We start from the raw sequence: 21,667 nt of genomic DNA on the forward strand, positions 1-21,667 counted from the left end.
CAGCACTGCGTGCAAATTCCGGGGGGGTTGGCATTTCTCTTGAAAGCGCCTGGTGCGCGCGGCGCAGAAGGCCGGTCCAGACCCTTGCTCTGCGGTTGACTCAAATATAACGATGAGTTATAAAGCTCGCTTGATTGCGGAGGAAACGCATTTTCTCCAGGGCTTCGATCCAACAGCACGCCCCGGTCGCCAGACCCTTTCAAACCTGTGCGAGTGTGGTGGAATTGGTATACACAGCAGACTTAAAATCTGCCGGCGTGAGCCTTGCGGGTTCGAGTCCCGCCACTCGCACCATCTTCTGAAAAGGCGCCTTGCAGGCGCCTTTTTGCTGCCCGCGATTCACCCTGCCCCAGCGCAAAGGCGGCAAGCAGCTGCTAAGGTAAAATGGCCCGATAACAAAGGAAGGTGGCCATGCGTTATACCTTGTTCGACAATCAGCGTGATGTAATCATTTTGCTCGCCCGTATCCTGCTGATGATCCTGTTCATCATGTCCGGCTGGAGCAAACTGACCGGCTTCGACGGTACCGTCAGCTACCTGACCTCACTGGGCGCGCCCATGCCCACCGTCGCGGCCGCCGTTGCGGTGATCATGGAGTTCTTTGTCGCCATCTTGCTGATCGTGGGTTTCTACACCCGCCCGCTGGCGTTTCTGTTCGCCTTGTTCGTGATCGGCACCGCAGTGATCGGCCATCCTTTCTGGTCCATGGTCGATCCGGAACGCGCGGCCAACAGCACACAATTTTTCAAGAACCTGAGCATTTGTGGTGGCTTGCTGTTGCTGTCGGTGACAGGCGCTGGCAAATTCTCGGTGGATGGACGATAGCGCAGCGACTTGCGCTTACAGGTCGTCGAGCGGATCGACGCCCTCGTCCCAGTCGGTTTCATCCAGGGCGTCAGCTTGTTCGTCGTCGTCCTGCGGATCGAACAACGGGTCCACCTCGTCCTGCTGGACAGGCTCGCCGTCATAGAACTCATGATCGAGCAAATGATCGTGTTCAGGCTCGTGAATATCCGGCTCGTCGTGCATCATCAGTTCCTGCAGCAGCGCTTTTGGCAATAAGGGACGCCTGTATAAGCCAGGGGCTGCAAATCGTCAACGCCAGGGAGCGCCAATGAAATATCTGCTGATTTTCATCCTCAGCCACGTCGCGACCTACTGTGCCGTTGGCGCTGTTATTGACGCGCGCCTTCAGGGCCTGGCCGAAGACCTGCGCCATTATCCCCACGCGCCTATCCAGGCCCAGTACTTTGAAGACGTGCGCCTGCATGCGCGGCATTCGAAGATCGAATACTGCACGGTGCTGGGCACGCTGCTGGCGGCGCTGGTATCCCTGCTGGTATGGGCGTTGAGCTGATCAGCAGGCACCCCAGGAGCAGCAGCAAGGCAGCATTGGCCTGATGCACCATGACCAGCCATTCGCTGGCACTGACCGAACCTGCTCGCACAATCGCCACTGAATCAAGCATGGAGGCGTAAAAATGAAATCAATAGGCACGTTGTTGTTAGCGATCTCACTAACAGGCTGCGGGACGATAAACACCGTATTCAGGGACGACAGTGTGGCAAGCAGCAAGCTTGCCCGGTGGCAGTCGCATTGCGACACCATCCCACGAGTCTACAGTGGCGCCGCCCTGGACTTCTGCGCATTGCACGCCGAACCCCGGCAAACCACCGACATCAGCGGACAACCTTCCGCAATGCTGATGCTGCTGGACCTGGCATTGTCGGGCGTGGCCGACACCGTAGCGTTGCCCTACACACTCTACGTGCAACACAGAGACGGCAACATTCCCAAGACACGATTGCAGTAGTGGCGAGGTCATTTACCTACCTCTGGTCGCCTGCCTTACAGCTTTGTTGCAGCTACCCGAATGGATGACTAATAGTTAGTTGTCTGCCTGGGGAGGCACAAAAAATGCAACCAAGATTCGTTATCGTTCCGGCGGTGCCAATAGAGCAGGAATCCTTCCGTGCTGGCAGCCGCTACTACGCTACAACCGTGTCAGGCGGCTTCGACATCTACGACAACCAGGAAAAAATGCGGCTCAAGCCAAGCTACCAGGGCAAGGAAGAAGCAATGGCGCATTGCGCCCGAATGAACGCCGAGGACAGCTCAAGCCCAGTGAACTGTCCCGCTTACTTGATGCAAACCTAGCCGAACAGTACCCAGCGTCACGAAGCCGCGAGTGCGAGCATCATGGCGCTGGGTTGTTTGCTAATGCCTGCAAAATTCGACTATCAAACGTTGCACACGTCTGGGACAAGTAACGCCCTAAGCGCTTCAGGAACCTCAATAATTTCTCTGGTAACCGGTGAAACGCAAACGTGTGTCAGGCTAGCGGTAAATGCCTTGATAGCTGGCGCTAGATTGCCTTCGACGAGAAATGTGAACGCGTGAAGCGAAACGCTGACAACACTTACCTTCATGGAAAGTTCGTCATCCCAGGTGACCGGATGAAGAAACTCCAGCGAAAATGCCCTTGCCGGCGGCAGTAAATCAAAGCCTAACAGGGTTCTTAATCCAGGACCGGACAGCCACACGCTGAGCGCATCATGAACGGCTTCAATAACGAAGTAGGAAAACCTGGGTGTGTAGACAATCCCTTCCGGGTCACAGTCACCGAACAATACCCTTCTTTTGACAATCACTGAGTTCGGCACAAGATTAATCCTTAATATTGAGTGCAGCGCTCTAACAACCGCCTCACAAGGCCTGGTTGACCAGGGTAGACGATATCTCCCTCTCATCTCCATTGCATATGGCCGGCAGCAAACTACTTGAGCAGGCCCGCAAACACCTTCGCCAGCTTCTCCACCGAGGCACGCATCTCGTTAGGCGTCTGTGCCGCGAACCCCATTAACAGGCCAACATCATTCCTCGGCGTCGCATACAAACTGCCAAGTCCAAGCAGGTCGATACCCACCGTTCTTGCCGCCGTGACCACGGCATCTTCCGGCAGGTCCTGGACGAAATGGCAGGGCATCTGCAGTCCTCCGGCCGGGATGCGCGGCGCCAGAAACGCCCCCAGACGCTTGCGCACAAGTTCAGCCAGTACGTCCCTTCTCTCGGCATACAGCGCCCTCATGGTTCGCACATGAGCCGTGTAGTGCCCGCCCTCCATAAACCTTGCCAGGGTCAGCTGGGCAATGGACGCCGTATGCCCATCCTGCAGCGTGCGTGCGCTGGTCATCGGGGCGACGAGAGAGGGGGGCAACAGCAGGTAGCCAATACGTAATCCCGCGAACAGCGACTTGGTGAAGGTGCCAATGTAGAGAGTCCGTTCATGCGGGTCTAAGCCCTGCACGCAGGCAGTCGGCCGGCCTTCGTAGTGGAATTCGCTGTCGTAGTCATCTTCGATGATCCAGGCACGCTGCTGCCTTGCCCATTCGATTGCGAGCAACCGCCTGTCGAGTGACAACGTCGCACCGGTTGGGTATTGATGAGAAGGCGTAAGAAAAACCGCCCTGGCATTGGCGGCCAACGAGCCCATGCCCTCCACCTGCATGCCGCTTTCATCCACCGGCACGGGAACGCACTTGAGGCCTGCGGCGGCGATAGCTTTACGGGTGCCCTGGTAGAGCGGGTCTTCGACCAGCACCTGGTCGTCCGCATCCATGAGTATCTGCGTACACAGGCCAAGCGCCTGCTGTGAGCTGGTGAGAATCAGCACCCGATCGGCAGACGCCTGCGCCCCTCGTTCGAGATTGAGGTAGTCAGCAATTGCAATCCGCAGTGAGGCCATGCCCTGGGGCGCACTGTGCTCCAGAGCATGGGTGCCATATTCCTTGTACACCTGACGCTCCAGCTTTTCCCAGATTGCCAAGGGAAAGTGTCGGGTCTCGGCTACTCCAGGTGCGAAGGGGCATGACGCTTGGAAGTTGTGCACGCCCCCGCTCTGAAGAACGCCCATTGCCCTGCGGCTAAGCTGAGGTGGGCCATCGCAGACAGCCTCGCGTTGGCGCTTTCGTAATGGCAGGTGCCGAGCGCGTTGCGACACGAAACTTCCACTTCCCACGCGGCGCTCGATGTAGCCCTCTGCATGCAACTGGCTGTATGCCGCCTCCACGGTATCCCGCGAGACGCCCAGAGAGTGGGCCAACGGGCGTGAAGCCGGCAGCGGCTTACCGACCCGCAACGCACCATCAAGAATCAATTGACGAATCGCCCGCTGGATACGTACATGCAGCGACAACGCCCCATGGGAGGGGTCGCTCATCCAGGCTTTGACTGACTGCAATTGTGAGTGCTTGAACATTGGTCTGGTTCACTTGAAGAAAGTGGCGGGGCAATCACCACCATTCTATCGCTATAAATGCACCTGTTTTCCGACCATTTTTCACACTGAAAGGGGTTTCACGATGACAGCTGCACAACAATTCGTTTCCGTTCGCAACTTGGAACAGAGTGATTTTCAACAATGGTCCGTCTACTGGGACCAGTATCAGGCGTTCTACAAGGTGGGGCTGGGCAAAGACACAACTGAGCTGACCTGGGCTCGTTTCTTCGACCCGGCAGAGCCCGTGCACTGCGCCGTTGCCACAGACGGTGAGCGACTCCTCGGCTTCGTCCATTTTGTTTTCCATCGCTCGACCTGGGCGCGTAACGACTTCTGCTACCTTGAGGATCTGTACGTCTGCCCAAATGCCCGGGGGCAAATGGTCGGCAAGCAGTTGATCGAGTTTGTTCAGGGCCAGGCGCAGGAGAAACGCTGCGATCGGCTCTACTGGCATACCCAGGAGACTAACCAGACCGCACAGCGGCTGTACGACTGGATAGCCGAAAAGCCGGGGGTGATCGAATACCGGATGGCGCTGCCTGCGCAGGACTAAAGGGAACACCACGCAGCGCTTGAAAGTAGCGCTAAATAACCCTTTTGCACGCAATAAAAAAGGCTGCCAATTGGCAGCCTTCTCGATGTCACCCCCGCGTGGCCGAAACCACCTCGATTTTTTTGCCAGCTCAAGGTGGTTAGCCCGTGCTGATGCAGAAACGATGCCTTTTAATGCGGAAATGATTGGCTTTTCGAGCGCGCAAAGAAAAACCCCGCAGACGTTAATCTGCGGGGTTTTCAGTAATGGAGGCCGAGGTCGGAATCGAACCGGCGTAGACGGATTTGCAATCCGACCTGTATTTCCTTGTATTTCAGTAGCTTGCGTGAATATCAGTTCCGCATAGCAGCATTTCTAGCCCGGCCGCAGCCCTGTAAAATCAAGGGGTCTAACAGGAGTTGCGGAATTGATTCTGACGCCTGGTCAGCGGTTTTCAAGAACGTGGTATAAGCGCCCAACCCATGCGGCATCAGTGGCAAATTCGATTCCAAAACAAAGACGAAACGGCACGGCTACAAGCCGCATACTGCAAGGGTCGCCGTTTCGGTTTTGGAACCGATTTTCACGCTTACGTGGTAGCCTACGCGGCCAACACACAACGCAATAAAAGGACGATTTTTGATGAAATGGATAATGCTCGCCGCTGGCGTGCTCATCCTCAGCGGCTGCAGCTACAACAAGACCAATGTGCGCAACGAGACCGAGGCAGCTAAGTACGATCCCGCGACCACCGCACGCATCCGCATTTACTCCTCACCGGAGAAGCTCGCCGGCTTCGCCCCCGGTAAAACCTGCGAGGCATATTACAACCATCCTGTGAATGGCGCCTTGCAGGGGATGATTTGGTCTCGAGAGCATGATCGCAATCAGCGTTACATCCTCTGGCGCGACACGGACTTGCTTGGCATGAAAGCCGAAGACTATCGGAACCGCGTGATCGGCATCCCCGCCTCCGCGCACACAGAAGCCGTAAAAACCGATAGGCTGGGATACGATGAATTCGTCATTCCTGCAAACCAGCCGGTTCTGGTCAAGATCATGTACGTTGAGCAAAATGGTGGCTATTGCTACCCACCCGATATCCAATTCGTACCAAAAGCCGGACAGGATTACGAGGCAAGCCTCGAGTTCCATAAGCAGAGCTTCATCTCTTCCAAGTGCTCCATCGACTTGGTCGCACTTAGCGGCGCAGGATCCCAACAGGAAACCAGCCCTGTCTCGACTAGCTTCTGCGGGAATGATGGCCACGGACGCTACTTCACCGTAACTCCCTGACCCGCGTTCGCTTGGGCAGCAGCCACAAGCTCAGGCTCCAGTAATGCAGCAGTATGGGTAAAGATCAGATCTAGGCCTTGCCAGCCGTGGCGTATGCATTGCAAGTGTCTAATATGCATTCGCCATTTTCGACGGTTTTCGGCCAGCAAATAGGCCATCTACACCGGCAGTTTTAGACAGAAAAACACCCTCCTCCGGCGTCCTGCCGATCGAACACAAACACTTATTTATGCACTTCTCGCACATACGCTTGGCAAGCCTGTAGCGCCTTCAATCCTTCGTCACCGTCACCGGCGATGGCGACAATTCGTTGAGCAGCCGCTGGGTCAAGTTCGCCTCGCGCGGCTCCATGAACCACGCCGCCGGTGCCGGTGGTGGTTGGCATCCCACCGCCACCACCCGGGGCGGCGAGTAGGACTGACAGCCGGAGATCAGAAGTAGCGAGGCGATCGCGCAGGCGAGCCTGGTCTTTTTGAGCATTCGTCAGCTCCTGGTAGTAGATTTTGTCGTTGGCCTGCAACTGGTCCTCAAGGGCTCGGCGCCGAGCCTGCTCGGTTTCTTGCCAGTCGATCACCGCGACAGCGGAAGCCTCTCGCTCTCGCTGGAATGCGATGGCCTGCAGGGCGCTCTTCGCCTGCCACTCGGCATCCATAGTCGTGCGGCCGTGCTGGTAAGCTCCCCAGAAGACAGCGAGAACCAGGGCCAGCGACACAGCCGCACCGATTGTGCGCCACGAGATCACGCCAGCACCTTCAGCGCACGGTCATACAGTGCTTTTCGTTCAGCGACACCATGTGGCACACGCCCGGGCTTGCCAGTGTTGATCACGCTGCCTATGTCCTGAAAGCGGCCGGCATCAGCCATCTCGTTCAGGTCATGCTTTGCCCACCACCAGGCGGCAGACATCGCGGCATGCTCAGGCTGTTCGAGCAGTTCCGGCTGTTCTTCCAGCGGCAGGGCCAGGCCGGCGCCGGCAGTACCGTAGTTCGCTCGGCCGGTGAGTTGGATCAGGCCACGTCCACGGTACCGCCAGCCGTCATCCGGGCGAATGTTTCCCATTCGCCCGCTGTAGACGATGTTGGCGATCTTCTCCGGCTGCCGCGCGCAGGCGGCCGCCGACTCCACGGTGAACCGGCTGGGCCAGGTGCGCACCAGAGCATCAGCGCTGTAGCTCAGGTTTTCGACCAGGTTGCGCAGCTGACCTGACTCATGGCCGACCTGAGCAAGGAAAGCAGCCACACGCACCGGGCTGTCGATCTTGTAGCGCGCCATGGCCCGGTTTAGCGCAGGCAAAAAAATACCCGCAACAGGGCGGGCATTAGGGAGGATCTGCAGCAACTGCTGCTCGGTGATCAACATCTTTTCTCCTCAGATCCGCAAAACGCAGACGGGTTGTGAAAAATTCGTGGCTTTAGCAGAAAGGCAGGTTCAAAAACGGCTTTTCAAGGCTACAATCCGCCGCCATAAAACACACACAGCAGGGATCTCATCAGGGCATGAAGTACCGTTCAGATATCGATGGGCTCAGAGCGATAGCCGTACTGAGCGTCGTGATTTTCCATTTAAATGTCGGCCTTCTGCCTGGCGGATTTGTCGGTGTCGATATATTTTTCGTTATTTCTGGCTATTTAATTTCCAAGATTCTTTACTCAGAGATCAATAGCGGAACATTTTCGATAACCATTTTTTACGTTCGTCGCGCAAGAAGAATAATCCCCGCCTTCCTATCCGTACTGATCGTAACTTCAATTGCCGCTTACCTTCTACTGTATCCGAGCGAGCTTGCAAGTTACGCAAAATCAGTAGTAGCGTCTGCGTTGTTTTCTGCGAACATCTATTTCTATGCCACGCTCAACTACTTCTCGCCAGCAGCTGATGAAATCCCTCTTCTTCATCTTTGGTCTCTAGGCATCGAGGAACAGTTTTACATCTTCTTCCCGCTTATCCTTATCGGTCTTTCCAAGGTATCGAAACGCTTGATACCAGCAGCCATTGTCATAATGCTTGCTGTTTCTCTATTTTTCTCGCAACGTCTGCTTTCCGCAAATCCTCTGGAGTCGTTCTACCTTCTACCATTCCGGGCATTTGAGCTGCTGATCGGTAGCCTGATTGCACTCCCGGCAATGCACATGAAGAATACCCAAGCTGTTTCGAGCAGCATGTTTGCCATAGGTCTTGCAGCTCTGGCCTACCCGATCTTCTTTTACAGCAGCCAAGCTCCGTTCCCCGGCGTTGCTGCTGCGCTACCTTGCCTGGGGGCAGCGCTGATCATAATGGCCGGAGAACAAGGTGGCCGATTCTCCATGGTTCTGGGTTCTGGCCCGATGGTATTCGTGGGGAAGATCTCGTACTCGCTGTATCTCGTTCATTGGCCTCTGGTGGTATTTGCCAAACGCGCCTTTCCCAATGAAAGCAAAGAACTAGTAGCGTTTGGTGTATTCGTCGCTGCACTGGCTCTTGCCTGGGTCAACTACAAACTCGTTGAGCAGTCATTCAGGTATGCGAAGAAGGAGTGGGCTCCGTCACAGATATTGTCGGCAGCCTCTGTTTCTCTGTGCGTGCTCATCGCTGCCGGGTGGTACGTATCTCACAATAATGGCTTCCCATCGTCCTCTCAGAGCCGTGTAGAAAATGTCATTGCGTCGATGTCTTACAATCCAACACAGGACTATCGTACCCGCGAGTGCTTTATGGATTTTGACCAAGATGCAGCTCTCGTAGACCTGGAAAAATGCCTACCCTCGGGCGGCCATAGAAAAGCAATCCTGTGGGGCGATAGTCATGCCGCCCATCTGTACATGGGGTTGAGCAAAACACTTGCAGAACACGACATCTCACTTGGACAGCTTACAGCTTCCGCGTGCGCGCCAATCCTTGGCAGGGATGCGCCGTCTCGACCATTTTGTAGAGCTGCAAATGATATCTTCATAAAAAAAATTGAAGAGGCAAAACCGGACATCCTAATCATTAGCTCAAACTGGCTTATCAGCCCAGATGACGTTAATGAGCTAGACAAAACACTAAGCAAAGTTGACAGCATCAACTTGAAAAAAGTGGTGATCATCGGCGAATCACCTTTCTTCAAGCGCAATGTCCCCCTCATCATGATTGACAAGATCAAGCACAAGTTCATCGAACTTGAGTCCTCTGATGAGGTGGAAATGGAAGCGATGCTTAGATCAGAGAAATATGTCAGCGAAGTGGTATCCCATCACAAGGGTATGATCTATGTCTCTCTCATCAATGCCGTCTGTCCAAAGGGTGCCTGCCCACTGGCTTCTCCTGATGAGAAACCGCTAATTTACGACATTGTGCATCTGACGCCTGAAGGCTCTGCCTTGTACTCCAAGGAAATAACGCCATCAATAGTCAACTGACGCCAAAAACCTGCTGAAAAGCCGTGATTGTTTGTACTCACGCTCCGGGGCGCAGATCGAATCTGAGTCCCGGGCTTCTCCAGGCAAAACCGTCAGTAGGCGATAGAATGTCGGTGCTACGGTCTGGTCAACCTGGGACGGGCTGGACGGCTGACTTCTCGGGGAAAGCCTTCAGCACCTTCTTTCCAGGCCCGCAGCGCTACGCGATAGTCGCGCCACTCACGAGCGGTACCGGGTAAAGCCGTGGGGTCTTCGTCTTCAAGCATCAGTAGCTGATTGGCGACAACCTGCATTTCCGCCGCAGCCCAGCCGAGTTCGCTCCCCTTCTGGACTTCGAGATCCATGGCATCAATGAATGCCGCGTACTCCGCATCGGAGAGGGGCGACAGCCCTTCCTTCAAGTACTGTTCGAGTGTGTCTTCGTTGTAAGCGTAAATATCCCCGTTGACCGGGTCTCTGTAATACTTCACCGCAGTTCCCTCCACAGGCCGACTGTTGCCGTGCCGTTCTTGATCTCGACTCTGTAAGTTGACCCCGGCGGGATGATTGCTGACGAACTGTTTACAAACGTGTTCGCAGAAGCTGATGGGCTCCCTGGCACTTCTACACCATCAACAGTGATGCCTACGTACACGTTTGCCCCCGATACCGGGCCGGCTGACACGAGGATCTGCATCGGCCTGCCGGTATCGTTTGTGTAGGTGACGTTCACAGCCCGGGCGGTGGTGAGATCGACCCACTTCCCCCAGCCGGGTGACCACTCACCCCAGGTGCCGTTGACCTTGTGTCGAGTTGCCGTGTCGTGGCTGGTAAGGGACACAGCGAACTGCACCTCCTCTACGGGGCCGCGAACGCCCACCCAGACCACACCATAAACGAAGGACGGTCCATTGGCTGGGCCATTGAATCCGAATACCCCACCCGCGGGAACCGCATTCATATCTGTGACAAACGCGCCATATTTGGCACCTATGCCAAAGTCGCCGGGCTTCAGTAGATGCCTTGGGTCGGTATCCACCTGCGACTCGGTTACATCCATTGAAGCCGCAGTACCCAGGCCGGCGAGCGTAGAGCCCCACTGCTGAATGATCTGCTGTGCTTGATCTGCCAGGTGCTTCACGTAGCCCTGCAGCGGCGCCAGCGTGTAAAAGGCGCCGCTGGTAGTGCCCCCCGAATAGGCAGGGAACACCGACAGCACGGTGTCCGATGCAATGTTGGTGACTTCCCGCACCACGCCATCCGGACCAATGAACGCATCGCCGACGCGGGAGTTTGCGGCAAAGTTGGTGTTGGTCCCTGTGATAGTGGTACTGCCGTTTGTTACAGCGACAGTGCCGTCTCGATACCAGGACATAGCGTCTCCACTGAGTTTGAAATTAGAGGGGCCGCATAGGGCGCGAAGCGAACAGGGTTCGGCCATTCGCAGTCAGCGGATTGATGCCCGAGCCGTTGTCGCAATACATCTGCAGGATCGACCGGTTACCCGGAAGAAAGCCGCCGAAGTTCGCACGGATGGGCTGGGTGGTCTGAATGATGTTTGTGCTAGAGAACAACGCATTGGCCAACACGTAGTCGTCGTAGCTTCCAGTCCACGGCATCTGCTGGCTGGGCGCGTAATAGCCGCCAATGCCGGTAATGGGATTGCCAGCGCTTACAAAAGCGTTGATTGCTGGCTGGTTGTTCAGCAGCGACAAGTTGGCCGTGGTGACGAACGTCCGATTGCCAGCGGCATCCCTGACGGATGCACCGTACTGGCCTGCCGGGGCATTCGGAACCTGGTAGCTCGCGCAGTACCAGCGGATGTTCATGTAGTTATTTGCTGCAGCTCCATGTGCGTTGTGGTTTGCCCGCTGCTTTACCCTGAAACCAGTCCAGTTCCCTGGCCTCCCCTTTACAAAGAAATTGCCAACCATCATGTAGTCTTCCGCATTAAGGAAGATGAGCGGCCTTTCGTATGTGGTAATTGGGCTTGGAAAAGTGACATCACCCCACTCAATGATTTGAGCCTGCATGCCCGAACGCCAATAGACACCTATCTGGAATGCGCCGTTGTAATGAACGGTGAGCACTTTGTTGATCGCATCGATCTGGGTCCGCACGTTGTTGTTGAAGGTGCGAATGCCGTATGAACCGGGTGCAGAGAACGGCTCACCACCCTGCGACAGAATCATCACCTGCCAAGTGAGGTTCTGCGGCTGCCGGAGCTGTAATACACCGGGCGAGTACCAGGCTTGCGGGGAAAACGTGTATTCCCCGCGGTCCTCCAGCGTGTCAACGACCACGAACGACTGCGCCTGGATCTCGGGTATCGCGATGTACTGGTCAAAGCTGCCATTACCGGTGACCGTCATCATCTTCAGTGAGCGAATTGGGGTAATCGATGTGTCGAGCGTCACCACGCCCGACGCATCCCTGGTTCTAAGTCCGTAGAGATCCATAAGCTCACTCCCACATACCGGTGCTGTTCATGTAGTTCAGGCTGTAGACATACGGACCATTCAACCTCCCCACCGCCGTACGCTCGACATTGTTTGCGTCGTAAACATAAAGCCCTCCGTTGTTCAGCAAGGTCGAGCCGTTGGCGTCCTGTCCGCGCACAGTGAACGTACCGTTGACCATGTTCATCTCAATCAGCGGGCGCCCTTGCGAATCGACCGCCTGCGAACGTAGCGTCATGCCAAGGATGATTTGCTGGATGAAAGCCGTATTGATGAACGCCTGGTTGAGAAAGAGCTGCCCGTTCTGAAACACGAACAAGTTGCTCTCATCACCATCGATACCGTTGATGATCGCCACACGCTGTGCCGACAGCAGGATCTCACCGATCTCTCCATTACTACCCTGGATAATCCCGGTGGCCACCTTCTTACCGTTGACGTTGGTCTCGGTCTTCCATGAAGAGATTGCGGATACTCTCCCATCAAGCCCAACGACAACTTCGTCCATTCGCTGAACAGATGCGTTGGTCTGCCCAATCTTTGCGTTCAGAGTCTCCGTGCTGCGAGCCAGCGCCTCTGTCTCGGTGGTCCGAACCTTCTGCTCCCTAGCGATAGCTGCCGTCGATTCCCAAAGCTTCAGGGCGCCAGCGAGATCGCCTTCTGCACCATCATCGCGCGACGAGGCGCGTAGGGCCTGCACGCTTTCGGCCGTAGAGGTGACCTTGCCGTCAACCTCCTCGATTTTGACTTTGTTGGTCTGCACCTGCTGGGCCAAGCCGTTGGCCGCCTCAATGGACTGCCCCGCGTCGATCCAGAACGCCACGTTGGGCGGTGCGTTAGCGCCACCCGGGTCAGCCGGCACGTCGCGGGCCGCCTGATAGATCCGCTCATCGACGACGACCATCTGGTCCTTGGTGTAGGCCTGGTCCGGGTTGTACGCCTTCAGGCCGTCCAGCATGTCGATCTGGTCCTGTAACCCGTCGATCTCCCTCCCAAGTTCGGGGCCAAGATGCCCCTTCTCGATCTGCCCGGCGATCATCTCGAGAATCGGCGAAGCATCTGTGCTGGATATTCCCTGCACCGCATTCGGCGACACTGGAAACCACGGCCCGATGTTGCCGGTGCGATCCACCAGGCGTGCCCAGAAGAAGAACGACACACCAGCAGCCAGACCCTGCAGCTTGTAGTCGCTCTGCGGGTAGGCCAGATCGGTGAGCTTTGTGGCAGCCTCCAGGCTGTTGCTCGGGCTGTACCAAATTTCCGTGCGCTGGGTGTCCTCGGCGCCAGCAGGGAAGCCCCACTTCAGGCCAATGGCAAAGAGTTCGCTGGTGGCCGTGAGGAACGTCACCGCCGGTGGCAGGCCAGCCTTACCGGTAAGCTGGGTGAGGTTCGAACTCTTCCACACCGACGAGATGTCGAAGGCGCTCACCGCCCGCACCCGGGCCAGGTACGCGCCGGCGTAAATCCCGGTCACATCGACTGAAGTCGACCCGGCGCGCTGCAGCTTGATCCAGTTGCCGTTGTCCTTGCGCCACTCCACGTCGTAGGCCACAGCGCCGTTCACGGCTGGCCAGGCGATAGTCATGGTGCTGACCGCGATACCCTGGTCCACGGCGTAGTTCGAGGTCAGGGTCACGCTCACCGGTGGCGGAACGACGGTGATCGGGATCACGCTGATCGGCCGCTCTTCCAGGCGGGCGCCGGTATCGATGTGGGCGAACTTACTTGGGTTGAACTCGAGCGCAGTGATCTCGTAGTCACCCTCGGTGGTGCGCGCCGTCCTGAGCACGCGGAACAGCTGGATAGCTAGATCGTCTGCATCGATTGCCCACTGCAGCTCTGGTTCCGGCGCCACGCTATAGGCCGTGGTTACCGTAACCGCACGGCCATTGACCGACGCGACAGTGCGGCCCTGGGCACGACCGTTGGGCAGGTTGATGATTAGGCGGTCGCCGGCCTTGATCTGCGTATCGCGGTCAAGTGTGACGACTCTGCCCGCTGCAGCGGCAATTCGGCCTCCGTTCGGGCGCCCTGCGATCAACTCATCAGCCACAGGAATCACGTAACCAGGCAGCGGAATGCGCCCCTCCATGCCAGTCCTGAAGGTCACAGTGCGGTCTTGATCGTTGCTGAGCAGAATCCACTTACCCCGGCGCTGGGCTTCTGATGCCCGGGTGCAACCGATGGCCGAGATCTCGATCGGCCGATCACGGTACCGGCGCTGCAGGGCCAAGTCGGTGACCGGGATTACGTCGGTGTCGTAGTTGTTGGCCGGGTTGTCGTAGCTAACCAGGGCCCGGCTGTAGTGGGTGTTCTTCTCAGCGCCACCATAGGTGAACTCGCCGTCGATCACGTTGGATCGGGTGAAGACATAGTCGATGTCCTGCGAGCGCGGCATGTCGGCCTGCATGAACAGCGAACCCTGGGCCCAATAGACCATGCCCCGGTAGATCGCCGACAGGTCGCGCAGCAGCGTCCAGGCCTCGGCCCGGCCTTGCAGGTTCATATCGCACAGGAACCGCGGTTCCTGACCACCAATGCCGTCGGGTACCAACTGGTCGCAGTACTGAGCGATCCGGTACATCTCCCACTTGTCGACCATCCAGGGCTTGATGCGCTTGCCCAGACCAAAGCGATCCTCGACACACAGACCATAGGTTACGAATGCTGGATTATTGGTCCAGGCCTGCTTGAAGGTGCCATCCCAAACGCCGGTGTAGGTCCGGGTCAACGGATCATAGTTAGCCGGTACCGGCCACCTCCGGGCCTTGCACTTGACCGTGACGGCGGGGATGTTCTGGAACTGCTGGGCGTCGAACTCGATGTAAAGTAACGCGGTGTTCGGGTAACGCAGCTTGCGGTCAATGATCTCGGTGTAGCCGGCGATGGTCATCGTGTCGGCGACGGTGCCCGAGTTCTGGTTCGGGGTGATCCGCCGGACGCGGATCATCCAGCCGCTGGTGGCTTTCGGCAGGTCCACGCGCACAGAGCGTTGGTAACCGTTGGTGGTCTTACCATCCACCGCGCCCAGCTGCACCTGCTGATAGGCGCCGCCGTCGGTGGCGACATCAATGGCATACTCGATGCGGTAGCCATTGGTGTTACCGCTACGGTCTTGACTGGCCAAGCGCGGCCAGCTGAAGCGCAAGCGCACTGCAGATAGCTGGATGTTGCTGAGCGCCCGGGACCACGGGTTATCGCTGCGCAACTCGACGTTAACTGTGGTCTCGTTCTCGATCGCTGGGATACCCGGAATATAGGCCTGCTCAATGCTGCCGGGCCGCCAGTCCCACTTCACATTCGGGAAATTGATGTTGCCACTGGAGTCCTGAATGGGCGTGTTGTCGAGGTAGATATCCTTGGCGTTCGGCGTGCCTTCAAACTCCCCTTCACCCACTGCAATCAGGATCTTCGCCAAGTTCGTCGACTGCAGGCTGTCCGGCGCTTCGGTCGGCTGCTTCGGTTTGCTCCCGCCGCCCTTGGCGCCTTGGATATCCAGGTATTGTGCTGCGCCCATGCTTTCCTCCAGGCAATAAAAAACCGCCCGAAGGCGGCCTGCTCTACTCGTTCACGCTATGTCTTGTCCTCGGCGTAGATTGATGCCGAGATGATCGCACCGCCCCACCGGCGCTCACCGATGCAGATCGGCACCGGGTTACCGCTGGCAGTGGTGTTCTTGGCGCTGCCGAAGGCGTAGGACGGTAAGTTTTCTGGCGCTGCGCTTTGTGACAGACCTTTGGCCTGGGGGCTCAGCATCTGGATTACCCCGCCAGCGACCATAGCCACACCAGCAGGCGCTAAGGCTGGAAACCAGATACTTGCAACCAACAGAACCGCACCGACGATTGTCTGGAGAACGCCGCCGCGTTTACTACCTTCAACAACTGGGACTATCCGGACCTCCCTGGTACCAGCCAGGTCAAAGCCCTTAGCCCCGGTGTTTTTCCCATTCCGAAAGATCGCAAACCTCATCCCCAAACCATCGAGCCTTCGGATCTCCTCTTCGAACCCTTCAAGCGTGCTCTTCAGGGCTTTAAAGACCTCCCAGGATCGACCAGAGTCGAGCAGGCGTCGGTGCAGCCGGCCAAACTTTCTCGCCAGCGAGCCGGACAGCTTGATGGTGGTCATGGATTCATAGTGCGCTGCAGTCGTCGCCATACTTTTCTCCGGGCAATAAAAAGCCGCCCGAAGGCGGCTATAGAAAATCTTCTTAGAGGCAGGATCGAACGGCCGCCTCTATTCCGCTGCGACCTGGCATTGCAGACCACGCCATTCGCTGCCGAAGGGTAACTGAGCTGCCCGAAGCGGTCCTCCTGATATCGAGTAATTCGTCGGCCATGTTATTACCCGCTACCCACAGTCGATAACCATCCTCTGTTTCGGCCATCGAAGCGTCTGTGCGAGACGCCTGCCATTTAGGGAAAACGCATAGCGCGTACCGCTTTGGATCTTTCGCAGTGCTGGAAGCGATGCTCGGCTTGTTCTGCTCCAGGTCAGCAGTAGACACACACCCCGCCAGCAACGCCAGCCCGGCAACCAAAATCAGCGCTCTCATATAGCGCCTCCGGTAGGTTCGGAAAGATTACTACCGCAATGCTTGCACTTAATGGCAACGGCAAGAATCTCCTCACCACAGAGCGGACAGTCTTTCTTAGGTTTCGCAACGCTCGAAACATCTGATTCAGCAACAGGTTTGGAACGAGGAATGCCGGATGCCTCAGCGAACTCCACTGGTGTCGGCCTCTTGAACGCCCATACCAAGGCAGCCACCCAGCCAAGAAGACTCCACCCCAGGAAGAAATTGACTGCGGCGATCGCCGGTAGATTGTTGCTCTTGCGCAGCCACGCCTCAATCGTTGGAAGCATGTAGAAAGCTGGGATGAACACTATCCCGCTAAACACAACTAAATTGCCGAATGCATTGAGTCCGCCGCGCTCCATCCCCATCGAGTAGCTATAGAAGGCGAGAAACCCCAAAACGACTAGCCTGACGACGAACATCTGAACTCCTTGCTCAAGGGTCATGGCTCATCCATGACTGGTGACGGGATGCTATCACCATCCGAATCAGCTACAAAAATAGCAGCGCCAAAACCCCGCATGGGCGGGGTGGAAGCATGGCAGGTGTTTAATTGTGGCTCAGGATCACTTTTAAAATTACCGAGTGACACCGCCAGCAATTACCGCTGGAGTAGCAGACCGAAGCTTTTCAGCAAGCCGAGCGAGCATTTCTTGCACTGACTCCTTCCAGAGGAGCTGCTGAACAGGCTTCCCGTCGCTATGTTTCTTTCCGGTGTCGGTGATGACCGCAAACAGCTTGCCGTCGGGCGTAACTTCCCAGCGTTTCTGGCCGGGCTTATAGATCACCTGATGCTGAAGGCCGCATTCGGCCAGCAGTTTATTCATGCTGATCGCGCTCATGCCAAACTTTGCTCCAAGCTCAGTCGGCGTGAAGTTCAGTTCCTGTGATTCGTTTACCAGGCGCTTCACACCGGCCATTTCCATCAGGTCGATTCCAATAGCTGAGCGGACCATGCTGTTGGCACTCAATAGGGCCTGATTACCTTCCAGGCCGAAGCTTTCCGCGATTCGCTTGGCTGCGTCTAGGTTGTCGGCAGCAATTGGAAGCCGTCTCTCCTGCGGGATGCTAGCGTCATTGGCAGCTTCTGAATCGAATGTGCGGATCACATGCAGACTGAAGGTTGGGCTAACCCACATCGCATAGGCGTAGACCACCTCCTTGCAAGCATAAGTCCCAGGCGAACGGCCACCCCGAACAATCCTCAAAGCAGGAATTCCTGCTTTGCCAATTTCCTCAATCAGCTCTTGAGCCTGCTGATTCTCGGTCCACAGCGATGGCTTGTGTCGATTCTCGCCACCTGCAGCCTTATGGAAGTCGTTCAGACTGAAGCGGCCGTCCTGGTCTTGATGGATCTCGATACCTGCGATCATCAGCGCACTCATGCTGCTGCCCTCCCCTGGGGTGCATCCACCGCATAACGCTGGGGTTCTTCGACGACACGCCCCATCCCAGTCACGAACGAAGTGATTTCGCGCAGCTTGTTGCGATAGGTGCGAAGCTCCCACCAGGCGCCGCGTATGTCGAACCCGGCCTTTTCAAGTTCCCATAGCAGGCTTTCCAGCGGAGTGCGTACATCACGACTGTCACGGAGGTCTTGAAGCGTGACGTCCAGCCATGCCTGCTTGTCGTTCCGCACGGTCAGCATTCCATCGCGCAGAGCTGCCAAGGCTTCAATCGGATAGTGAATGTTCAGCGGAAGCTGAAGCAGTGGCGGCTCCTTGGCTATGAACTCGCCCTCCAGCACGCTGTAGGCCGCGATGAAGTTGCAAGCGGCTTCGAACTGGCCAGCTGGGATCAGTTCGGTGCGCGGCACATTGAAGCGGGTATGCAGACGATTGTGCATGGTCAGCGCGAAGCTTTGACGTTTGTCTGCTGCTACAGCCTTCCCCTTGTCCCTGATGAGGCCCTTAATGACGCTCAACTCGCTCATGCCGATCAGCTCGTCTATGAGGGTTGGCATTTTGACCCGGGTATCCTCGTAGCGACCTTGCTTACGGATCGCAGGCAAGACCTCTGCTGTGACCCATTTCTTAAAGCGTTTGGCCTCGTGCTTGCGACTGCGCAGGATAGCCGAGTACAGACCGGACTCGTTGATAGCCAGCATTTCCTGGGCTCCACCAAGGGTACTCACAATTTGAGTACCCTTTTCGTCCTCGTCGAGATTGCGGCACATATTGAAAGAGTCGCGGTACTGCAGGGCGGTCGAAATGTCGGCAGCGACGAACCATGGCTCACCATCCACCAGAAGAGTGCGAACCTGCTGCTTGCCGAAATTGAACGGGATTACGTTTGTGCTATTATTCGCCATAACGTTGTTTTCCTGAATGTTAACCGCGTTGATATCCAAAGCCCTGGTCGCTGCAACGACTGGGGCTTTTTCATTTGCGCTCATTGGGGCTGACCTCTCCTTTGGCTTGTTTGATGATTTCGACCAGTTGGGCATTCATGGATCGACCTTGCTCTTTTGCCTGCTGCTTGACCCAAACCATCAGATCTCCTGGAAAGCGTACTTGTGTTCTAGATAGTGCCTCCATAGTGCCTCCTTAGTGACTCACCGTCACTATACGAACCAGCCCTCGTAGTGTCAACATAGTGACATGACTGACGATATATACCGCTCCCAATTTCGCCTCCCGTATCCGCTCTATGAGCAGTTGAAGGCGGCATCCGATGAAAACCGACGATCCGTGAACGCGGAGCTGGTTGCTCGCCTGGAGGCTAGCTTCAGCCCGCTGACAAACGTGGATAGGCCGCTGCATGGCATCTCAGTTTCGGAGGATGGCACCGAAAGGACCTTGTACTCTGGGCCGGCACCCAAGGAAATGTTCCGCATCATCGGTGAATTGGCCGAACAGGTTCGGCTTCTCCGCGAGGAGCGCGAAGAACAGAAGAAGTAGGTTTGAGTTTTGAGAAGCCCGCCTCGGCGGGCTTTTTCTTGCCCACCAGATGCAAAAAGCCCAGCGCGGGGCTGGGCTTCAGTTCTGATCGTCTAATCTGCGGTCGCAGTCTTTTTTAGGCCAGACGGTGAGCACACCTCGCCGCCCACGAACAGCAATCCCACACCGCCGGCAAGAGCAAGAGAACCTGTAGCAGCAGAAGTAGCCGTACGTAGCTCCTCAGAGAAAACTGCTCCTATCATCGCGTAGAACGGGAAGATAGATGCACCGTTCAACAGCGCCATCACGAGCTGCTCTGCTCGTAGCGATCGCTTGTGCACCAACTGCTGAATCGCATTGACCACCACGCATGCGCCAGCAAGAATGATGGTCACCCCCTCAAAGCTGAGGGTCTGGCCTAGTACGGTGTACACTTAAACGATCGCAGTCAGCTTCATCAGGGCAAGCGCGCCACCAGCACCCACGAACCCTGCTACGATTTCACCAGGAAAATTCACGCCGAAGAATGCATTAGCTGCAGCAACGCCAAGCAACGCACCCGAAAGCACCAGTCGCACGGTTTTGAAACTGAGCTTTTTCATTCGCACTCCTATGCGGTTTGATCGATTACTGACCATTTAGCAGCCAGCTATATACGCAAGTGTATAAGCATTGCTCATATTTGATCAATCGAACCACATGAGAAAACTGGCGTTTTGATTTCGCAAGCTGCGTCGTAACGACTGCATTCGCCGACGCCCCCTGCGGCCTCGCCGCTTCACTTCGCGTCTCGATGACGCAACACAAGGCGCGTACGGTCGAGCCAAGGCCCGCCAAACACGATGATTTCTGATGGCTTGCTGTACAGGTGGTGCAGCAGGAACGGGCCCTGGCCGAACACTTGGACCTGTTCATCAGGCAGTTCCGGGTCGGTGCCCAGGTAAATCCCGGCATGGTTCGGGTGCTCCGTACGCCCCACCTCCATGACGATCATGTCGCCGCGCTGTGGGCGGTCGACCTGGTAGAACCCCGCTGCCTCATAGGCCTGCTCGTACAGACTGGGCCCGGCCGCCTGCTCCCACCACCCATCCTCCCGGGCGTAGACCGGGAACTCCAGCCCCCACTCCCGCTGATACCAGTCCGCGCAGACCTGCCAGCAGTCCCAGGCGCCATGCACGAATGGTCGACTGAGCAGCGGGGTGCTGCCGCTTGGGGTGATGGTGCGTAGATCACCCTCAGGCCAGGACAGAATGTGCCAGGGCAGTGCCGTGGCTTCGCACATGGCCAGGTCGCGCGGTGACGGCCGGCTGGTAGCGTCAGGGTGGGAGTGGACGATGCCGATCACCTCGCCCCGGTCTTCCGCTGCAGCGTACTCCTCCGGCGCGATCCGGAACTCTTCACCCGGGTCGCTCGCGGTATTGGTGCATGGCACGTAGATCTGTTTGCGGCCGATGGCCAGGATCAGACCGCAGCACTCGCGCGGGTACTCAGCCGCGGCGTGCGCTTGCACGGCGGTCAGGATGTGTTTACGCATGGTCAGCTCCGTGCGATGAGAGAAACGCCAGGGAACCCCACGAACGGAAGCTCGTTCTCGGCGCCCCAACGCGCTTCGCAGCCTGTTCCAAGACAACCACTACACACGTCCTTCACCGGATCATCGGTAGGGTTGCCCTCTTCATCGAAGTAGGGCCCGGTGTAACCACAGACAGGACCGCGATAGCCGCCGGTCATCGCCTCATGGCACAGCGTTGTCATCTGGCGCCCTATCGTCTCGCCGCCGACATCCCCCGGGCTTGCCAGCTCCCACACCACCATGGTGCCGTTCTCGCTGATCTTCTGGTCGATATACCAGACCTCGATCGCTTCCTCGGTGGGGTCAGCTTCGGGGTTGCCTCCGGGAAAGTTCTCAGCGTCCAGGTACCGGCCCAGCGTCTGCCGGATGGTCAGCTTGAACTCGACGAGGTTTTCGAAGGCAAGGCACAGCGCAGTAATGCGACCATTGACGTTGCCAACCGAAAGCACAGGTCGCACCGCAGTACCATCAGAGTTGGCTTCGATGCCCTCGATCTGCATAGGCCAGGCACCATACTCATTGCCTTGCCACCAGATTGACTTGGCCGGCAGCTGATCAGCATCGAGGCCAGCCACGACCAACTCTTCAGGGGTGTGCGGGATCGCATGCCCATGAAAGCGGAGAATGCCGGCACCGAAGTCCGAGCCATCCAATTCGAACAGCAGCACTTCACTACCAGGCGCAAGCGTCTGGATATCGCTGATAAGTGACAT

General features: G+C 56.9%; 26 protein-coding genes and 1 tRNA gene. 9 read left to right on the top strand and 18 right to left on the bottom strand.

Going from position 1 to position 21,667, the window contains the following annotated elements; genetic code table 11:
- The first annotated feature begins 209 nt into the window (after positions 1–209).
- A tRNA-Leu gene (locus NPS47_RS00805) sits at positions 210–294 on the top strand.
- Positions 295–411: 117 nt separating this feature from the next.
- Positions 412–825 carry a DoxX family protein gene (locus NPS47_RS00810; protein ID WP_274293232.1) on the top strand — a complete coding sequence of 138 codons (414 nt, stop codon included), beginning with the start codon at positions 412–414 and terminating at the stop codon, positions 823–825.
- Positions 826–840: 15 nt separating this feature from the next.
- Here NPS47_RS00810 and NPS47_RS00815 read toward each other — a convergent pair whose 3' ends face one another.
- A complete protein-coding gene (locus tag NPS47_RS00815) occupies positions 841–1,059 on the bottom strand; it encodes a hypothetical protein (RefSeq protein WP_274293233.1) in 219 nt (72 codons plus the stop codon).
- A 55-nt stretch (positions 1,060–1,114) separates the two neighbouring features.
- On the opposite strand from NPS47_RS00815, the gene NPS47_RS00820 reads away from it, so the two are divergent.
- From NPS47_RS00820 to NPS47_RS00830, 3 genes are all read left to right on the top strand, one after another.
- A complete protein-coding gene (locus tag NPS47_RS00820) occupies positions 1,115–1,357 on the top strand; it encodes a hypothetical protein (RefSeq protein ID WP_274293234.1) in 243 nt (80 codons plus the stop codon).
- Between the two features lie 205 nt (positions 1,358–1,562).
- Positions 1,563–1,814: a YceK/YidQ family lipoprotein gene (locus NPS47_RS00825; protein WP_425313468.1), complete on the top strand. Its 252-nt coding sequence runs from the start codon at positions 1,563–1,565 to the stop codon at positions 1,812–1,814.
- Between the two features lie 104 nt (positions 1,815–1,918).
- Positions 1,919–2,158: a hypothetical protein gene (locus NPS47_RS00830; RefSeq protein ID WP_274293236.1), complete on the top strand. Its 240-nt coding sequence runs from the start codon at positions 1,919–1,921 to the stop codon at positions 2,156–2,158.
- Positions 2,159–2,241: 83 nt separating this feature from the next.
- On the opposite strand, the gene NPS47_RS00835 is transcribed toward NPS47_RS00830, so the two are convergent.
- Positions 2,242–2,664 (bottom strand): acyl-CoA thioesterase, encoded by a 423-nt coding sequence (locus NPS47_RS00835; RefSeq protein WP_274293237.1) that lies wholly within the window; start codon positions 2,662–2,664, stop codon positions 2,242–2,244.
- Between the two features lie 113 nt (positions 2,665–2,777).
- Positions 2,778–4,259 carry a PLP-dependent aminotransferase family protein gene (locus NPS47_RS00840; RefSeq protein ID WP_274293238.1) on the bottom strand — a complete coding sequence of 494 codons (1,482 nt, stop codon included), beginning with the start codon at positions 4,257–4,259 and terminating at the stop codon, positions 2,778–2,780.
- Positions 4,260–4,362: 103 nt separating this feature from the next.
- On the opposite strand from NPS47_RS00840, the gene NPS47_RS00845 reads away from it, so the two are divergent.
- The gene (locus NPS47_RS00845; protein ID WP_274293239.1) at positions 4,363–4,833 is read left to right on the top strand and encodes a GNAT family N-acetyltransferase; all 471 of its coding nucleotides are present in this window, start codon (positions 4,363–4,365) and stop codon (positions 4,831–4,833) included.
- A gap of 621 nt (positions 4,834–5,454) precedes the next feature.
- Positions 5,455–6,108 (top strand): hypothetical protein, encoded by a 654-nt coding sequence (locus NPS47_RS00850; protein ID WP_274293240.1) that lies wholly within the window; start codon positions 5,455–5,457, stop codon positions 6,106–6,108.
- Between the two features lie 223 nt (positions 6,109–6,331).
- Here NPS47_RS00850 and NPS47_RS00855 read toward each other — a convergent pair whose 3' ends face one another.
- Positions 6,332–6,760 (bottom strand): lysis system i-spanin subunit Rz, encoded by a 429-nt coding sequence (locus NPS47_RS00855; protein WP_274293466.1) that lies wholly within the window; start codon positions 6,758–6,760, stop codon positions 6,332–6,334.
- Between the two features lie 86 nt (positions 6,761–6,846).
- Complete coding sequence (locus NPS47_RS00860; RefSeq protein ID WP_274293241.1) at positions 6,847–7,467, bottom strand: glycoside hydrolase family 19 protein; 621 nt, start codon at positions 7,465–7,467, stop codon at positions 6,847–6,849.
- Between the two features lie 137 nt (positions 7,468–7,604).
- Here NPS47_RS00860 and NPS47_RS00865 point away from each other — a divergent pair, with 137 nt between their 5' ends.
- Positions 7,605–9,485 (top strand): acyltransferase family protein, encoded by a 1,881-nt coding sequence (locus NPS47_RS00865; protein ID WP_274293242.1) that lies wholly within the window; start codon positions 7,605–7,607, stop codon positions 9,483–9,485.
- A gap of 116 nt (positions 9,486–9,601) precedes the next feature.
- Here the strand turns inward: NPS47_RS00865 and NPS47_RS00870 are convergent, their stop codons facing one another.
- The 9 genes from NPS47_RS00870 to NPS47_RS00910 form a co-directional block, all read right to left on the bottom strand.
- Entirely contained in the window at positions 9,602–9,955 is a 354-nt protein-coding gene (locus NPS47_RS00870) for a hypothetical protein (RefSeq protein WP_274293243.1), read from the bottom strand.
- A complete protein-coding gene (locus tag NPS47_RS00875) occupies positions 9,952–10,839 on the bottom strand; it encodes a pyocin knob domain-containing protein (protein ID WP_274293244.1) in 888 nt (295 codons plus the stop codon). Before NPS47_RS00875 ends, NPS47_RS00870 begins: the two co-directional genes overlap by 4 nt.
- 22 nt (positions 10,840–10,861) lie before the next feature.
- The gene (locus NPS47_RS00880; RefSeq protein WP_274293245.1) at positions 10,862–11,923 is read right to left on the bottom strand and encodes a hypothetical protein; all 1,062 of its coding nucleotides are present in this window, start codon (positions 11,921–11,923) and stop codon (positions 10,862–10,864) included.
- A gap of 4 nt (positions 11,924–11,927) precedes the next feature.
- A complete protein-coding gene (locus NPS47_RS00885) occupies positions 11,928–15,440 on the bottom strand; it encodes a host specificity protein J (RefSeq protein WP_274293246.1) in 3,513 nt (1,170 codons plus the stop codon).
- A 56-nt stretch (positions 15,441–15,496) separates the two neighbouring features.
- Entirely contained in the window at positions 15,497–16,081 is a 585-nt protein-coding gene (locus tag NPS47_RS00890) for a tail assembly protein (protein WP_274293247.1), read from the bottom strand.
- A gap of 393 nt (positions 16,082–16,474) precedes the next feature.
- Positions 16,475–16,948, bottom strand: coding sequence for a superinfection immunity protein (locus NPS47_RS00895; protein ID WP_274293248.1), 474 nt, complete (start codon positions 16,946–16,948; stop codon positions 16,475–16,477).
- 132 nt (positions 16,949–17,080) lie between these two features.
- On the bottom strand, positions 17,081–17,887 hold the full coding sequence (locus NPS47_RS00900) for a KilA-N domain-containing protein (protein ID WP_274293249.1): 807 nt from the start codon (positions 17,885–17,887) through the stop codon (positions 17,081–17,083).
- Entirely contained in the window at positions 17,884–18,897 is a 1,014-nt protein-coding gene (locus NPS47_RS00905; protein WP_274293250.1) for a BRO-N domain-containing protein, read from the bottom strand. Before NPS47_RS00905 ends, NPS47_RS00900 begins: the two co-directional genes overlap by 4 nt.
- Positions 18,884–19,039: an Arc family DNA-binding protein gene (locus tag NPS47_RS00910; protein ID WP_274293251.1), complete on the bottom strand. Its 156-nt coding sequence runs from the start codon at positions 19,037–19,039 to the stop codon at positions 18,884–18,886. The genes NPS47_RS00905 and NPS47_RS00910 overlap by 14 nt, the downstream gene beginning before the upstream one ends.
- Positions 19,040–19,102: 63 nt before the next feature.
- On the opposite strand from NPS47_RS00910, the gene NPS47_RS00915 reads away from it, so the two are divergent.
- Entirely contained in the window at positions 19,103–19,402 is a 300-nt protein-coding gene (locus NPS47_RS00915; protein ID WP_274293252.1) for an Arc family DNA-binding protein, read from the top strand.
- A 92-nt stretch (positions 19,403–19,494) separates the two neighbouring features.
- Here the strand turns inward: NPS47_RS00915 and NPS47_RS00920 are convergent, their stop codons facing one another.
- From NPS47_RS00920 to NPS47_RS00935, 4 genes are all read right to left on the bottom strand, one after another.
- Positions 19,495–19,815 carry a hypothetical protein gene (locus tag NPS47_RS00920; protein WP_274293253.1) on the bottom strand — a complete coding sequence of 107 codons (321 nt, stop codon included), beginning with the start codon at positions 19,813–19,815 and terminating at the stop codon, positions 19,495–19,497.
- Positions 19,816–19,983 (bottom strand): hypothetical protein, encoded by a 168-nt coding sequence (locus tag NPS47_RS00925; protein WP_274293254.1) that lies wholly within the window; start codon positions 19,981–19,983, stop codon positions 19,816–19,818. It abuts the gene before it with no gap.
- 176 nt (positions 19,984–20,159) lie between these two features.
- Positions 20,160–20,915 (bottom strand): C40 family peptidase, encoded by a 756-nt coding sequence (locus tag NPS47_RS00930; RefSeq protein ID WP_274293255.1) that lies wholly within the window; start codon positions 20,913–20,915, stop codon positions 20,160–20,162.
- A 2-nt stretch (positions 20,916–20,917) separates the two neighbouring features.
- Complete coding sequence (locus NPS47_RS00935; RefSeq protein WP_274293256.1) at positions 20,918–21,667, bottom strand: phage minor tail protein L; 750 nt, start codon at positions 21,665–21,667, stop codon at positions 20,918–20,920.

The organism is Pseudomonas putida, assembly GCF_028682475.1.
In the GTDB taxonomy this organism is placed as follows: domain Bacteria; phylum Pseudomonadota; class Gammaproteobacteria; order Pseudomonadales; family Pseudomonadaceae; genus Aquipseudomonas; species Aquipseudomonas putida_AG.

Bases quoted from the DNA above. Each gene is read 5' to 3' on its own strand.
- NPS47_RS00875 (WP_274293244.1), bottom strand. From the start codon at position 10,839: ATGTCCTGGTATCGAGACGGCACTGTCGCTGTAACAAACGGCAGTACC.
- NPS47_RS00895 (WP_274293248.1), bottom strand. From the start codon at position 16,948: ATGACCCTTGAGCAAGGAGTTCAGATGTTCGTCGTCAGGCTAGTCGTT.
- NPS47_RS00840 (WP_274293238.1), bottom strand. From the start codon at position 4,259: ATGTTCAAGCACTCACAATTGCAGTCAGTCAAAGCCTGGATGAGCGAC.
- NPS47_RS00810 (WP_274293232.1), top strand. From the start codon at position 412: ATGCGTTATACCTTGTTCGACAATCAGCGTGATGTAATCATTTTGCTC.
- NPS47_RS00845 (WP_274293239.1), top strand. From the start codon at position 4,363: ATGACAGCTGCACAACAATTCGTTTCCGTTCGCAACTTGGAACAGAGT.
- NPS47_RS00850 (WP_274293240.1), top strand. From the start codon at position 5,455: ATGAAATGGATAATGCTCGCCGCTGGCGTGCTCATCCTCAGCGGCTGC.
- NPS47_RS00930 (WP_274293255.1), bottom strand. From the start codon at position 20,915: ATGCGTAAACACATCCTGACCGCCGTGCAAGCGCACGCCGCGGCTGAG.
- NPS47_RS00910 (WP_274293251.1), bottom strand. From the start codon at position 19,039: ATGGAGGCACTATCTAGAACACAAGTACGCTTTCCAGGAGATCTGATG.
- NPS47_RS00860 (WP_274293241.1), bottom strand. From the start codon at position 7,467: ATGTTGATCACCGAGCAGCAGTTGCTGCAGATCCTCCCTAATGCCCGC.
- NPS47_RS00935 (WP_274293256.1), bottom strand. From the start codon at position 21,667: ATGTCACTTATCAGCGATATCCAGACGCTTGCGCCTGGTAGTGAAGTG.
- NPS47_RS00820 (WP_274293234.1), top strand. From the start codon at position 1,115: ATGAAATATCTGCTGATTTTCATCCTCAGCCACGTCGCGACCTACTGT.
- NPS47_RS00915 (WP_274293252.1), top strand. From the start codon at position 19,103: ATGACTGACGATATATACCGCTCCCAATTTCGCCTCCCGTATCCGCTC.
- NPS47_RS00880 (WP_274293245.1), bottom strand. From the start codon at position 11,923: ATGGATCTCTACGGACTTAGAACCAGGGATGCGTCGGGCGTGGTGACG.
- NPS47_RS00905 (WP_274293250.1), bottom strand. From the start codon at position 18,897: ATGAGCGCAAATGAAAAAGCCCCAGTCGTTGCAGCGACCAGGGCTTTG.
- NPS47_RS00890 (WP_274293247.1), bottom strand. From the start codon at position 16,081: ATGGCGACGACTGCAGCGCACTATGAATCCATGACCACCATCAAGCTG.
- NPS47_RS00855 (WP_274293466.1), bottom strand. From the start codon at position 6,760: ATGGATGCCGAGTGGCAGGCGAAGAGCGCCCTGCAGGCCATCGCATTC.
- NPS47_RS00900 (WP_274293249.1), bottom strand. From the start codon at position 17,887: ATGAGTGCGCTGATGATCGCAGGTATCGAGATCCATCAAGACCAGGAC.
- NPS47_RS00865 (WP_274293242.1), top strand. From the start codon at position 7,605: ATGAAGTACCGTTCAGATATCGATGGGCTCAGAGCGATAGCCGTACTG.
- NPS47_RS00885 (WP_274293246.1), bottom strand. From the start codon at position 15,440: ATGGGCGCAGCACAATACCTGGATATCCAAGGCGCCAAGGGCGGCGGG.
- NPS47_RS00830 (WP_274293236.1), top strand. From the start codon at position 1,919: ATGCAACCAAGATTCGTTATCGTTCCGGCGGTGCCAATAGAGCAGGAA.
- NPS47_RS00925 (WP_274293254.1), bottom strand. From the start codon at position 19,983: ATGAAAAAGCTCAGTTTCAAAACCGTGCGACTGGTGCTTTCGGGTGCG.